Here is a 12,972-nt window from a genome sequence, read left to right on the forward strand (position 1 = left end):
GAGGGGGCTGTCACTGTGTGGGAATTGGTCAAATCCGGCGGTTGGATGATGTTGCCGATCATACTGAGTTCCATCGCTGCGCTGGCCATTGTCGCCGAGCGTCTGTGGACCCTGCGAGCCAGCCGCGTCACTCCCGAGCATCTGCTCGGGCAGGTCTGGCGCTGGATCAAGGACAAGCAACTCAATAAAGAAAAACTCAGGGAACTGCGCGCCAACTCCCCATTGGGCGAGATTCTGGCTGCGGGCCTGGCCAACTCGAAACATGGTCGCGAGGTCATGAAAGAGTGCATCGAAGAAGCCGCCGCGCGGGTGATTCATGAGCTCGAACGCTACCTCAACACACTAGGCACCATCGCCGCCATGGCGCCATTGTTGGGGCTGTTGGGTACGGTATTGGGCATGATCGATATTTTCAGCGCATTCATGGGCTCGGGCATGACTTCTAATGCCGCGGTGCTCGCCGGTGGTATCTCCAAGGCATTGATCACGACGGCCGCAGGCTTGATGGTGGGTATTCCGGCGGTGTTCTTCCACCGTTTCCTGCTGCGTCAGGTCGATGAGCTGGTGGTGGGCATGGAGCAGGAAGCGATCAAACTGGTCGAGGTGGTACAGGGCGACCGTGATGTCGATCTGGTCGAGGGCAAAGCGTGAAATTTCGCCGCAAACAGCGGGAAAACGTCGATATCAATCTCGCGTCGTTGATCGACGTGGTGTTTATCCTGTTGCTGTTTTTCGTCACCACCACCACCTTCACCCGTGAAACCCAGTTGCGCGTCGAACTGCCGGAAGCCGTCAGCGGCTCGCCGGCCGAGGACCAGCAGGTCAAGCAACTGGACATCGCTATCAGCGCCAACGGTGTGTTCAGCCTGAACAACCAGGTGCTGGCAAAAAACGATCTGGTCAGTCTGATGGATGCCTTGCAGAAAGAGTCCGCGGGTGACACCAACCTGCCATTGTCGATCAGCGCTGACGGCAAAACCCAGCACCAGGCCGTGATCACGGCGATGGACGCTGCCGGCAAGCTCGGTTTCAGCCATTTGCGCATGACCACCGTTGAGGCGGCGCCGGTTCCCTGATGGCACTTTCCGATCGTTTGCTCGCCGCCTGGTATACCGGTCACCCCGCGTTGAAGGTGTTGCAGCCGCTGGAATGGCTCTATCGGCGAGTGGTGCTGCGCAAGCGTGAACGCTTTCTGGCCGGTGAGGGTGATATCTATCAACCGCCGGTGCCGTTGGTGGTGGTCGGCAATATCACGGTAGGCGGCACTGGAAAGACGCCGCTGATCCTCTGGTTGATCCAGCATTGCCAGCGCAGCGGCCTGCGGGTGGGCGTGGTCAGCCGTGGTTATGGCGCCAGGCCACCGCAACTGCCATGGCGGGTCGAGGCCGGGCACAGTGCTGAAGTGGCCGGCGACGAACCACTGCTGATCGTTCAGCGCAGCGGCGTGCCGTTGATGATCGACCCGGATCGCAGTCGCGCCGTGCAGGCATTACTGGCTAGCGAGACGCTCGATCTGATCCTTTCCGATGATGGTTTGCAGCACTACCGCCTGGCCCGGGATCTCGAACTGGTGCTGATCGATGCTGCACGCGGTCTGGGCAATGGTCGCTGTCTGCCCGCCGGTCCGTTGCGCGAGCCGGTCGAGCGTCTGCACAGCGTCGATGCGCTGCTCTACAACGGTGCGACGGCCGATCGCGACGATGGTTTCGCTTTTCGACTTGAACCCACCGCACTGGTCAATCTGCTGACCGGCGAGCGACGCTCGCCGGACCACTTCCCGAAAGGGCAGGCCGTGCACGCAGTGGCCGGCATCGGCAATCCGCAACGTTTCTTCAACACTCTTGAAACGCTACACTGGCAGCCAGTCCCGCATGCTTTTGCCGACCATGCAGAGTACAGCGCTGCGGCCTTGAATTTCATGCCGTCATTGCCGCTGGTCATGACCGAGAAAGATGCGGTCAAATGCCGTGCATTCGCGGCAGCCGACTGGTGGTATCTGGCGGTCGATGCAGTGCCGTCACCGGCCTTCGTGGCCTGGTTCGATACGCAGTTGATGCGCTTGTTGCCTGATCGTCTTTTGCCTTAACGCTTTTATCCGGGGAATTCTCATGGACACCAAATTGCTCGACATCCTTGCCTGCCCGATCTGCAAAGGTCCGCTAAAGCTCAGTGCCGATAAAACCGAGCTGATCAGCAAAGGCGCCGGCCTGGCTTACCCGATTCGTGATGGCATTCCAGTCATGCTCGAAAGCGAAGCCCGTACCCTGACTGTCGACGAGCGACTGGATAAATGACCACAGCGTTCACTGTCGTCATCCCGTCCCGTTACGCCTCCACCCGTCTGCCCGGCAAGCCGCTGCAAATGATTGCCGGCAAGCCGATGATCCAGCATGTCTGGGAACAGGCCTGCAAGAGCAGCGCCCAACGGGTGGTAGTGGCCACGGATGATGCGCGCATCGTCGAAGCCTGCAAGGCGTTCGGTGCCGAAGTGCTGTTGACCCGCGAGGATCACAACTCCGGCACCGATCGCCTGGCTGAAGTCGCCACGCAATTGGGCCTGGCCGCAGATGCCATAGTGGTCAACGTGCAGGGTGACGAGCCGATGATTCCGCCGGTGGTGATCGATCAGGTTGCAGCCAACCTGGCAGCCCATCCCGAAGCGCGCATGTCGACGCTGGCCGAACCGATCGAAGACGTTGAAACCCTGTTCAACCCCAACGTGGTCAAAGTCGTCAGCGACCTCAATGGCCTGGCGCTGACGTTCAGTCGCGCCACTTTGCCCTGGGCGCGGGATGATTTCGCCAGGAGCCGCGAGCAACTGCCGGCCGGCGTGCCCTACCGCCGGCATATCGGGATCTACGCCTATCGCGCCGGTTTCCTCCATGACTTCGTCAGTTGGGGCCCGTGCTGGCTGGAAAATACCGAGTCTCTGGAGCAGTTGCGTGCGCTCTGGCACGGCGTGCGGATTCACGTCGCCGATGCTCTGGAGGCACCACCGACGGGTGTCGATACCACAGAAGACCTCGAGCGCGTTCGGCGCCTGCTGGAGGCTTGATGCGAGTTCTGTTTGTCTGCCTGGGCAACATTTGTCGTTCGCCCACGGCCGAAGGCGTGCTGCGCCACAAATTGCGTGAGGCCGGGCTGACGGATCAGGTGGAAGTCGCCTCCGCCGGTACCGGCGAATGGCATATCGGCAAGGCGCCGGACAAGCGCAGCCAGGCCGCGGCGAAATTGCGCGGCTATGACTTGTCCGCTCAGCGTGCCCGGCAAGTGACCCGTGCCGACTTCGCTACCTATGACCTGATTCTGGCGATGGACCAGAGCAATCTGCGCAACCTCAAAGCCATGCAACCGGCCAAGGGCAAGGCTGAGCTGGACCTGTTTCTGCGTCGCTATGACGCTCCCGTGGATGAAGTCCCGGATCCCTACTACGACGGCGATCAAGGTTTCGAGCAGGTGCTGGACTTGATCGAACGCGCCAGCGATTTGTTGGTGATCGAATTGAAGGGGCGGGTATGACCTTGCAACTGCAAGCACAGGTATCGCTCAAGCCATTCAACACCTTTGGCGTTGATGTCCGGGCGCAGGTGTTTGCCCAGGCTCATAGCGATGCCGATGTGCGTGAAGCGCTGGCTTATGCGGCTGAACGGGCATTGCCTCTACTGGTGATCGGCGGTGGCAGCAATTTGTTGCTCACGGCTGATATTCCGGCGTTGGTGTTGCGTATGGTCACGCGTGGTATTCGCCTGTTGAGTGATGACGGCAGCAAGGTTGTCATCGAGGCCGAGGCCGGCGAAACCTGGCACCCGTTCGTGCAATGGACGCTGGAGCAGGGGCTCTGCGGTCTGGAGAATCTCAGTTTGATCCCCGGCACGGTCGGTGCCGCACCCATGCAGAACATTGGTGCCTACGGTGTCGAGATCAAGGACGTGTTCGCCGGTTTGACCGCGCTGGACCGCCAGACGGGCGAGCTGCGGGATTTCACGCTGGCTGAGTGCAACTTCGCCTACCGCGACAGCCTGTTCAAGCATGAGGTCGGGCGCTGGTTGATTCTACGGGTGCGCTTCGCCTTGAGTCGCGCCGGGCATCTGCATCTGGAATACGGCCCGGTTCGCCAACGTTTGACCGAACAAGGCATCGACCATCCGACTGCCAGCGATGTCAGCCAGGCCATTTGCAGTATTCGCAATGAAAAACTGCCAGATCCGGCAGTGCTCGGCAATGCCGGCAGCTTTTTCAAGAACCCGTTGGTGGCGGCGGATCTGGTCGCCGAGCTTAAACGCGAGTACCCCGATCTGGTGGCTTATCCACAGGCTGACGGGCAAATGAAGCTGGCGGCCGGTTGGCTGATCGAACGAGCTGGCTGGAAAGGTTTTCGAGACGGGGATGCCGGTGTGCATCGGTTGCAGGCTCTGGTGCTGGTCAACTATGGTGCGGCGACCGGTCTGGAACTGTTGAACCTGGCGCAACGAATCCAGAAAGACATTGCCGAACGTTTTAAGGTCCAGCTGGAAATGGAGCCCAATCAGTATTGAGCTACGCTTGAAGACTGAATCCAGAGCCCTGCAAACATTTCGTGTGTGCAGGGCTTTTTTGTTAAGTGCTGCATGAAGCGGCAGATTGCTCGACCCCATAACCAGGAATATAGGCGGAGCCTGATGGATAGCGTCGATCTGAATGTCTTGCGCAGCGTTCTGGAATGGCGCCGGGCCGGTCAGCGAGTGGTGTTGTACAGCGTGGTCCAGACCTGGGGCAGTGCACCCCGGCCACCTGGCGCCATGCTGGCCTTGCGTGAAGACGGCATGGTGATCGGCTCGGTCTCGGGTGGTTGTATCGAGGACGATCTGATTGCCCGTTTGCATGACGGCCGCTTGTCGGCGGACGGACCGCCAGTGCAGCTGGTGACCTACGGCGTCACCCGCGAGGAGGCCGCGCGTTTTGGTTTGCCCTGCGGTGGCACTTTGCGCCTGACCGAAGAGCGGGTCGGCGATCCGGCCTGGGTGGCGGAGTTGCTGGCGCGTTGCGAGGCCCATGAGATTGTCGCGCGGGAGCTGAATCTGAGTACCGGCGAAGTGATCTTGCAGGCGGCGAGCAAGGCCGATGTGCTGAGTTTTGACGGCGCGACCTTGCATGCGATTTACGGTCCGCGTTGGCGGCTGCTGTTGATCGGTGCCGGTCAGCTATCCCGTTATGTCGCGCAGATGGCGCGATTGCTGGATTTCGAGGTGCTGATCTGCGATCCGCGCAAGGAGTTCGTCTATGGCTGGGAAGAGCAGCATGGCCGCTTCGTGCCGGGTATGCCGGATGAAGCGGTGCTGAGCATCGAAACCGACGAACGCACGGCCATCGTCGCCTTGACCCACGATCCCCGTCTGGATGACATGGCGCTGCTCACGGCGCTGGACTCCAAGGCGTTTTATGTCGGCGCGCTGGGGTCGCGGATCAACAGTCAGAAGCGCCGCGACAATCTGGTTCAGCTAGGCTTGTCGGAACAGGCCGTCGAGCGTTTGCACGGCCCGATCGGTCTGCATATCGGCAGCCACACACCGGCAGAAATTGCCATGTCGCTGCTGGCAGAGATCGTTGCGATCAAGAATGGCGTTTAGTGGCGCGGGCGAAGGAGGGCGTATGAACGAACCGATTGGCGTGATCGTGCTCGCCGCCGGGCAGGGCAGTCGCTTTCGGCAGGTCGCTGGCGCGCAGAGGGACAAACTATTGACCGACTGTATCGGTCGCGATGGCACCGTACGGTCGATGATCGAGCAGGTGTTGGTCAATCTGCCGGCCAGCCTCGAGAAGCGCCTGTTGGTCACCACCGTGGATCGCCCGCAGGTTATTCGCATGGCCAAGGCGTATGGCTGCGAGATCGTGCTGCTGGAGTCGACCGGCCTGGGTGACAGCATTGCCGCCGCGGTGGCCGCTTGTCCGCAGCTCAGTGGCTGGCTGGTGGTGCTGGGGGATATGCCGTTTATCCTGCCATCGACCATCGAGCAGGTACTGGCGCGGATCGAGGGCGATTGCATCAGCGTGCCGGTGTACGAGGGGGAGTACGGGCATCCGGTAGGGTTCGGGCGTTCGTTTGGCCCGGCGTTGCTGGCGTTGTCTGGCGATCGTGGAGCGAAGCCGCTGTTTGCCTCGGCCAGGGTGGTGGAAGTACCGGTGGATGATCCGGGGGTGTTGTGGGATGTCGATGTGCCAGAGAGGTTGGCTTTCCAGGGCTGAAATTTTAGTTGTCCTGGAGGACGCCTTCGCGGGCAAGCCCGCTCCCACAAGGTCAGCGCAATACCTGTGGGAGCCGGGCTTGCCCGCGAAGAACGATGACACGGAATGCCTGAAACACCGCGTCAGTGAACAAAAAAAGCCCCGCCTGCATCAGCAGGCGGGGCTTTTTAACAGCCGTTGGAATCAGGCGAGGGGTTTAGGCTCGTGCTCTTCTTCCAGGGCTTTAGGGTTCTGCTGTACCACTTCTTCGACGGAACGCAGGTTTTCGTCGATGGTCGGGGCAGTTTCAGCAGCAACTTGCTCTGGCGCGCTTTCAGCGACTGGAGCAGGTTCAGCTTGCTCAGCTACTTCAGCCACAACCGGAGCCGGCTCAGCCGCTTCAACTGGAGCTGCAGCAGCGGCCAGTTCAGCTTCTTTCTGCAGACGCTCTTCTTCACGCTTGCGACGACGCACTTCACGTGGATCGTTCGGCGCACGACCGCTTGCGGTCAGGGCGCTTGCCGGTGGGGCTTCGACAACCGGCTCGGCCACTTCGGCAACCACTGGAGCTTCAACCGGAGCAGCAACCACTGGCTCGGCGACGACCACTTCAGCCACTGGGGCTGGAGCTTCGACGACTACCGATTCAGCGATGCGATCGAACGCGGTTGGAGCGTCATAAGTTGGCTCAAAGGCTTTTTCAGTGACCGGAGCTTCAAACGCAGGTACTGCTTCGACTACTGGTTGTTCAGCTGGTTGTTCAGCCTGTTGTTCAGAAAGCACGGCAGCAGCTTCAACTTCAGGCTGCACTTCACGAACCGGAGCAACTTCAATGGCAGGGGCGACAGGCACTTCAACCGCAGTTGTCGCTTCAACCACTGGTGCTTCAACCGAAGCCGTTTCCAGCGTGGCGGCAGTCGCGCGTTCTGCTTGCTGATTAGCCTGAGCTTCGGCAGGAGCGCTGATCACCGAGCTGGCAACAGCTGCGGTAACGGCCAGACCGGCAGCCAGGTCGGCGCTGCTCGCTTCTTCAGCCGATTCGGATTCTTCCGAACCTTCGATCACATTGCCGTTGGCATCACGTTGACGCTCGCGACGGTTGCTGCGACGACGCTGGCCACGGGAGCGGCGGCGTGGACGATCGCCTTCGGCGTTGTCCTGACCCTCTTCCTGCAGTTGCTCTTCGTTCGGCAGCAGTTCTTCTTCGCTAACGGCAGCAACAGCCTGTTCGACGCGTGGTTGACGCTCTTCACGCGGTGGACGCGGTTGACGCTCTTCACGTGGCGCACGGGCAGGGCGCTCTTCGCCAGCAGCGGCTGGAGCGGCATCCAGAGGCTCGCGCAGTTCACGAACCGGACGCTCTTCACGAGCTTCGCGCGGTTTGCGGTCTTCACGCGGAGCACGTGGGGCACGTTCTTCACGCGGAGCACGCGGTGCGCGTTCTTCGCGAGGGGCTACGGCTGCTACTTCTTCGCGGACTTCGCGCGGTGCACGTTCTTCACGAGGCGCACGCTCTTCACGAGGTGCACGTTCTTCGCGCGGCTTGCGCTCTTCATCGCGGCGACCGTTACGGCTGCGGCTCTGTTGACGACCGGTGCGGCGCTCTTCGTTGCGCGGTGGGCGCTCGGTGGCTGGTTTTTCAACCACGACCGGTGCGGCAGGCTCTTCTTTAGTAGCGAACAGGCTGACCAGCGACTTCACCAGGCCTTTGAACAGGCTTGGCTCGGGCACGTGGACGGGAGCCGCAACAGGTGCTGCGACTTCAACCGGAACCGGAGCATTGGCGCGTGCCGGAGCGGTTTTAACTGCGGCTTCCTGGCGAACCAGAGTGCGGGTCGCGGCGGCTGGCTGGACTTCTTCTACTTCGGCAGCAGCAGCGGTAATTTCGTAGCTGGATTGGCTGATGCTGGCTTCCGGGCTGTCATCGCGCAGACGCTGAACTTCGAAGTGCGGCGTTTCGAGGTGATCGTTCGGCAGGATGACGATGCGCGCACGGGTGCGCAGTTCGATCTTGGTGATCGAGTTGCGTTTTTCGTTGAGCAGGAACGCCGCCACCGGGATCGGCACTTGTGCGCGAACTTCGGCGGTGCGGTCTTTCAGGGCTTCTTCTTCGATCAGGCGCAGGATCGCCAGCGACAGCGATTCAACATCACGGATGATGCCAGTGCCGGTGCAGCGCGGGCAGACGATGCCGCTGCTTTCGCCCAGCGATGGACGCAGGCGCTGACGGGACATTTCCAGCAGACCGAAGCGCGAGATACGGCCGACTTGTACGCGAGCGCGGTCGGCTTCCAGGCATTCGCGGACTTTCTCTTCCACGGCGCGCTGGTTCTTGGCGGGAGTCATGTCGATGAAGTCGATGACGATCAGGCCGCCGATGTCACGCAGGCGCAACTGACGGGCGATTTCTTCGGCTGCTTCGAGGTTGGTCTGCAGGGCGGTTTCTTCGATGTCGCTGCCTTTGGTGGCGCGCGCCGAGTTGATGTCGATGGACACCAGGGCTTCGGTCGGATCGATGACGATGGAGCCGCCGGAAGGCAGTTCGACGACACGCTGGAAAGCGGTCTCGATCTGGCTTTCGATCTGGAAACGGTTGAACAGCGGAACGCTGTCTTCGTACAGCTTGATCTTGCTGGCGTACTGCGGCATCACCTGGCGAATGAAGGTCAGGGCTTCGTCCTGGGCTTCAACGCTGTCGATCAGCACTTCGCCGATGTCCTGGCGCAGGTAATCGCGGATGGCGCGGATGATCACGTTGCTTTCCTGGTAGATCAGGAACGGCGCGGAACGGTCCAGCGAAGCTTCTTTGATGGCGGTCCAGAGTTGCAGCAGGTAATCGAGGTCCCACTGCATTTCTTCGCTGCTGCGGCCAAGGCCGGCAGTGCGCACGATCAGACCCATGTCGGCTGGAGCAACCAGACCGTTCAGGGCTTCACGCAGTTCGTTGCGCTCTTCACCTTCGATGCGACGGGAGATACCGCCGGCACGCGGGTTGTTCGGCATCAGAACCAGATAACGACCGGCCAGGCTGATGAAGGTGGTCAGGGCTGCGCCCTTGTTGCCACGTTCTTCTTTTTCGACCTGAACGATGACTTCCTGGCCTTCGCTCAGGACGTCCTTGATGTTGACGCGGCCTTCAGGGGCTTTCTTGAAGTATTCGCGGGAGATTTCTTTGAGGGGCAGGAAGCCGTGGCGCTCGGAGCCGAAATCGACAAAGGCAGCCTCAAGGCTTGGTTCGATGCGAGTAATCCGGCCTTTATAGATGTTGGCCTTCTTCTGCTCGCGTGCACCGGATTCGATGTCCAGGTCGTAGAGGCGCTGGCCATCTACCAGTGCAACACGCAACTCTTCGGGTTGGGTTGCGTTAATCAGCATTCTTTTCATGTAGTACCGTCGGTTTCCGGGCTGCCGGAAACGGCGTTCGGCACACACGACTTCTCATGGTCGGTGTCAGGTGCGTCAGGAGTGGTTGGCCACTCCAGTGTCTAGCGAGTTCGACCAATGGGGGCGAAGTCGCGACGTACGCGTCCTGCTTGCTGTGGCTACTAAGCACTCAGTCAGGAGGAGGAATCAGCCGGCGACTGTGGACGAGATGAAGCGTCTAAATATAAGCCTAGTGCTACACAGTCCGACGGTTGTGCATCTCCACCCTACACGTATCCCTGATAATTCGGGTGCTGCCGCGCGCAGAATCCGCAGCGGGTTGGCATTTACCGTGAGCTCCGAAAGGGGAGGTCACGCATCATGGCTAATTAGGCGTTGTTTCCGAAACCTTCGCTCAGGCTCATTCGAGATCGACTGCACTTTGTGAACTGGCCGTGAATATCGGCGTAAAAGGCGAGTAATCACTCTGCTTTTTGCGCTCGCTTCAGGCCTCATGTCACCTGCGCTTGTTACAATCGCGAACCTTCCATAATTGTAGCGAAAGCCCCGTAGGACGGCCTCGCGTCCTGATGAATTGCGTTGGTCAGGGTCGGTCGACGACCGTTGGTCCGCTGTCCAGCCGCTTTTGGCGGCGTTCGCGACTATAGCAGCAATCATTAAGTGCTTCAATTCCATAAAAAATTGTTATCATTCGCGGCATGACGACTACTGCCCCCCCGACCCCCAGCGTCCAGCTGCTTGAGGTCTCGCCGGAATATGCCGGCCAACGAATCGATAACTTCCTGCTTGCCCGGTTAAAAGGCGTGCCCAAGACATTGATTTACCGCATTTTGCGTAAAGGCGAAGTGCGCGTGAACAAGGGTCGGATCAAGCCCGAGTACAAGCTGCAGGCGGGCGATATTGTCCGTGTGCCGCCTGTGCGCGTGCCTGAGCGCGATGAACCGGTGCCTTTGGCTCAGGGTTTGTTGCAGCGCCTCGAGGCGTCGATTGTCTTCGAAGACAAGGCGCTGATCGTGATCAACAAGCCTTGCGGCATCGCGGTTCATGGCGGCAGCGGCCTGACTTACGGGGTGATCGAAGCCTTTCGTCAGTTGCGGCCCGATTGCAAGGAGCTCGAACTGGTTCATCGTCTCGACCGTGATACGTCCGGCCTGTTGATGATCGCCAAGAAGCGCAGCATGTTGCGCCACTTGCACACGGCATTGCGCGGCGATGGCGTCGATAAGCGCTATATGGCGCTGGTCCGCGGTAACTGGGCGGCCTCGATCAAGCAAGTCCGTGCGTCGCTGGGCAAGAGCAATCTGCGCTCCGGCGAGCGCATGGTCGAGGTCGACGAGGAGGAGGGGAAGGAGTCCGTGACCGTGTTCAAGGTCCTGCGCCGCTTCGGCGACTTTGCCACCCTGATCGAAGCCAAGCCGATCACCGGCCGGACTCACCAGATCCGTGTCCATACCTTGCACGCCGGGCATTGCATCGCTGGCGACACCAAGTATGGCGATGAAGATTTCAGCAAGGAAATTCGCGACCTGGGCGGCAAGCGCCTGTTCCTCCACGCCTACATGCTGACCGTGCCGCTGCCTGATGGTGGTGAGCTGAAGCTGCAGGCACCGGTGGACGATATGTGGGCCAAGACCGTGGAGCGCCTGAGTGCACCCCTCTGATTACAAACTGCTGATTTTCGATTGGGATGGCACCCTGGCCGACTCCATTGGTCGGATTGTCGAGGCGATGCAGGTCGCGGCTGAGCGCTCGGATTTGCTGGCGCGAGACGATTTTGCCGTCAAGGGCATTATCGGTCTGGGTTTGCCCGAGGCGATTCGCACCCTGTATCCGGAAATCGGCGACGCTGAGCTGGTGGCGTTCCGTCAGCGCTATGCTGATCACTACATTGCGCTCGAGGCTGAGCCTTCGCCGCTATTTGCCGGCGTGGTCGAGTCGCTCGAGGCCTTTCGTGCCGAGGGCTATCATCTGGCGGTGGCCACCGGCAAGGCCCGTCGTGGGCTGGACCGAGTATTGAAATCCCATGGCTGGGAGGATTACTTTGATATCACCCGCGCCGCCGACGAAACCGCCAGCAAGCCGCATCCGTTGATGCTCGAGCAGATTCTCGCCCATTGCGAGGTCCGGCCCGAGCAGGCGTTGATGGTGGGCGATTCTTCGTTCGATCTGTTGATGGCACGCAATGCAGGGATGGAGTCGGTTGCTGTCAGCTATGGTGCTCAATCAATGGAGGCTTTGCGTGCATTCGAGCCGCGCCTGGCCATTGATCATTTTTCTGAATTGCACGCCTGGCTGAGCCGGCGAGCCCATTAAGTTTTTGCTGGGGTATATGGCATGACCGATGAATGGAAAGCGCCGAGCAAGGCTGGCGCTGACGGCGGTGACGATAAAAGCTGGAAGCTTCTGGAAAAGACTCTGCTGGCTGGCGTGCAAGAGCAGCGGCGTTCGCGGCGCTGGGGGATTTTCTTCAAGCTGCTGACGTTCGTTTATCTATTCGGGATGTTGCTGCTGTTTACGCCGCTGATGGACATGGAAAAAAGCGCGGCGCGCGGTCCTGGCTACACGGCTGTGGTTGAGGTGAACGGCGTGATCGCCGACAAGGAGTCTGCCAGTGCCGACAATATTGTCGGCGGCTTGCGGGCCGCTTTCGAAGACTCGAAGGTCAAGGGCGTGGTGCTGCGGATCAATAGCCCTGGCGGCAGTCCGGTGCAGTCGGGTTATGTCTATGACGAGATTCGTCGTTTGCGCGGCCTGCATCCGAATATCAAGGTGTATGCGGTGATTACGGATATCGGTGCTTCTGGTGCCTATTACATTGCCAGCGCTGCGGATCAGATCTACGCCGACAAGGCCAGTCTGGTTGGCTCCATTGGTGTGACGGCGGCGGGTTATGGCTTTGTCGGCACCATGGAGAAGCTCGGTGTCGAGCGGCGGACCTATAACTCGGGCGAACACAAATCGTTCCTCGATCCGTTCCAGCCGCAAAAGACTGAAGAAACCCGTTTCTGGCAGAGTGTGCTGGATACCACTCATCGTCAGTTCATCGCCAGCGTCAAGCAGGGACGTGGCGAGCGGCTCAAGGATAAAGAACATCCCGAGCTGTTCTCTGGTCTGGTGTGGTCGGGTGAGCAGGCGCTGCAACTGGGCTTGATCGATGGTCTGGGCAGTGCGAGTTCGGTGGCGCGGGATGTGATCGGCGAGAAAGAACTGGTCGACTTCACGGTTCAAGAGTCGCCATTCGATCGCTTCTCGAAAAAAATCGGGGCCAGTATTGCCCAGCAAATGGCCATGTGGATGGGCTTTCAAGGGCCGGCGTTGCGCTGAGATCTGCAGAGCGAAGCAAATCTAATGTGGGAGCGAGCTTGCTCGCGATAGCGGTAGGGCAGT

General features: G+C 60.1%; 13 protein-coding genes. 12 read left to right on the forward strand and 1 reads right to left on the reverse strand.

Features of this window, described 5'->3' with window-relative positions; all coding sequences use genetic code 11:
* Positions 1–15 precede the first annotated feature (15 nt).
* The 9 genes from AC3I0A_RS07805 (at position 16) to AC3I0A_RS07845 (ending at position 6,222) form a co-directional block, all read left to right on the forward strand.
* Positions 16–651 carry a MotA/TolQ/ExbB proton channel family protein gene (locus AC3I0A_RS07805; RefSeq protein WP_489377097.1) on the forward strand — a complete coding sequence of 212 codons (636 nt, stop codon included), beginning with the start codon at positions 16–18 and terminating at the stop codon, positions 649–651.
* Complete coding sequence (locus AC3I0A_RS07810; protein WP_489377099.1) at positions 648–1,076, forward strand: ExbD/TolR family protein; 429 nt, start codon at positions 648–650, stop codon at positions 1,074–1,076. The genes AC3I0A_RS07805 and AC3I0A_RS07810 overlap by 4 nt, the downstream gene beginning before the upstream one ends.
* Positions 1,076–2,086, forward strand: a complete 1,011-nt coding sequence (gene lpxK, locus AC3I0A_RS07815; RefSeq protein ID WP_489377101.1) for a tetraacyldisaccharide 4'-kinase — start codon at positions 1,076–1,078, stop codon at positions 2,084–2,086. The genes AC3I0A_RS07810 and lpxK overlap by 1 nt, the downstream gene beginning before the upstream one ends.
* A 22-nt stretch (positions 2,087–2,108) precedes the next feature.
* Entirely contained in the window at positions 2,109–2,294 is a 186-nt protein-coding gene (locus AC3I0A_RS07820) for a Trm112 family protein (protein WP_419117995.1), read from the forward strand.
* Positions 2,291–3,055 (forward strand): 3-deoxy-manno-octulosonate cytidylyltransferase, encoded by a 765-nt coding sequence (gene kdsB, locus AC3I0A_RS07825; protein ID WP_489377102.1) that lies wholly within the window; start codon positions 2,291–2,293, stop codon positions 3,053–3,055. The genes AC3I0A_RS07820 and kdsB overlap by 4 nt, the downstream gene beginning before the upstream one ends.
* The gene (locus tag AC3I0A_RS07830; RefSeq protein ID WP_489377104.1) at positions 3,055–3,519 is read left to right on the forward strand and encodes a low molecular weight protein-tyrosine-phosphatase; all 465 of its coding nucleotides are present in this window, start codon (positions 3,055–3,057) and stop codon (positions 3,517–3,519) included. Before kdsB ends, AC3I0A_RS07830 begins: the two co-directional genes overlap by 1 nt.
* Positions 3,516–4,535 (forward strand): UDP-N-acetylmuramate dehydrogenase, encoded by a 1,020-nt coding sequence (gene murB, locus AC3I0A_RS07835; RefSeq protein ID WP_489377105.1) that lies wholly within the window; start codon positions 3,516–3,518, stop codon positions 4,533–4,535. Before AC3I0A_RS07830 ends, murB begins: the two co-directional genes overlap by 4 nt.
* A 123-nt stretch (positions 4,536–4,658) precedes the next feature.
* Positions 4,659–5,606, forward strand: a complete 948-nt coding sequence (locus tag AC3I0A_RS07840; protein ID WP_489377107.1) for an XdhC family protein — start codon at positions 4,659–4,661, stop codon at positions 5,604–5,606.
* Between the two features lie 22 nt (positions 5,607–5,628).
* Positions 5,629–6,222, forward strand: coding sequence for a nucleotidyltransferase family protein (locus tag AC3I0A_RS07845; protein WP_489377108.1), 594 nt, complete (start codon positions 5,629–5,631; stop codon positions 6,220–6,222).
* A gap of 183 nt (positions 6,223–6,405) precedes the next feature.
* On the opposite strand, the gene rne is transcribed toward AC3I0A_RS07845, so the two are convergent.
* The gene (gene rne / locus AC3I0A_RS07850) at positions 6,406–9,585 is read right to left on the reverse strand and encodes a ribonuclease E (protein WP_489377109.1); all 3,180 of its coding nucleotides are present in this window, start codon (positions 9,583–9,585) and stop codon (positions 6,406–6,408) included.
* Positions 9,586–10,283: 698 nt separating this feature from the next.
* Between rne and rluC the strand changes: the two genes are divergently transcribed.
* From rluC to sppA, 3 genes are read left to right on the forward strand one after another with little or no spacing between them, the layout of a single operon-like run.
* Positions 10,284–11,246 (forward strand): 23S rRNA pseudouridine(955/2504/2580) synthase RluC, encoded by a 963-nt coding sequence (gene rluC, locus AC3I0A_RS07855; RefSeq protein WP_489377110.1) that lies wholly within the window; start codon positions 10,284–10,286, stop codon positions 11,244–11,246.
* Positions 11,233–11,898: an HAD-IA family hydrolase gene (locus AC3I0A_RS07860; RefSeq protein ID WP_489377111.1), complete on the forward strand. Its 666-nt coding sequence runs from the start codon at positions 11,233–11,235 to the stop codon at positions 11,896–11,898. Before rluC ends, AC3I0A_RS07860 begins: the two co-directional genes overlap by 14 nt.
* 21 nt (positions 11,899–11,919) lie before the next feature.
* On the forward strand, positions 11,920–12,909 hold the full coding sequence (gene sppA / locus AC3I0A_RS07865) for a signal peptide peptidase SppA (protein ID WP_489377112.1): 990 nt from the start codon (positions 11,920–11,922) through the stop codon (positions 12,907–12,909).
* The last annotated feature ends 63 nt before the right edge of the window (positions 12,910–12,972 follow it).

This window comes from Pseudomonas sp. KH_024_B2 (assembly GCF_057839965.1).

Coding starts and splice junctions, on each gene's coding strand:
- rne (WP_489377109.1), bottom strand. CDS start 9,585: ATGAAAAGAATGCTGATTAACGCAACCCAACCCGAAGAGTTGCGTGTT.
- AC3I0A_RS07840 (WP_489377107.1), top strand. CDS start 4,659: ATGGATAGCGTCGATCTGAATGTCTTGCGCAGCGTTCTGGAATGGCGC.
- AC3I0A_RS07830 (WP_489377104.1), top strand. CDS start 3,055: ATGCGAGTTCTGTTTGTCTGCCTGGGCAACATTTGTCGTTCGCCCACG.
- kdsB (WP_489377102.1), top strand. CDS start 2,291: ATGACCACAGCGTTCACTGTCGTCATCCCGTCCCGTTACGCCTCCACC.
- AC3I0A_RS07820 (WP_419117995.1), top strand. CDS start 2,109: ATGGACACCAAATTGCTCGACATCCTTGCCTGCCCGATCTGCAAAGGT.
- rluC (WP_489377110.1), top strand. CDS start 10,284: ATGACGACTACTGCCCCCCCGACCCCCAGCGTCCAGCTGCTTGAGGTC.
- lpxK (WP_489377101.1), top strand. CDS start 1,076: ATGGCACTTTCCGATCGTTTGCTCGCCGCCTGGTATACCGGTCACCCC.
- sppA (WP_489377112.1), top strand. CDS start 11,920: ATGACCGATGAATGGAAAGCGCCGAGCAAGGCTGGCGCTGACGGCGGT.
- murB (WP_489377105.1), top strand. CDS start 3,516: ATGACCTTGCAACTGCAAGCACAGGTATCGCTCAAGCCATTCAACACC.
- AC3I0A_RS07845 (WP_489377108.1), top strand. CDS start 5,629: ATGAACGAACCGATTGGCGTGATCGTGCTCGCCGCCGGGCAGGGCAGT.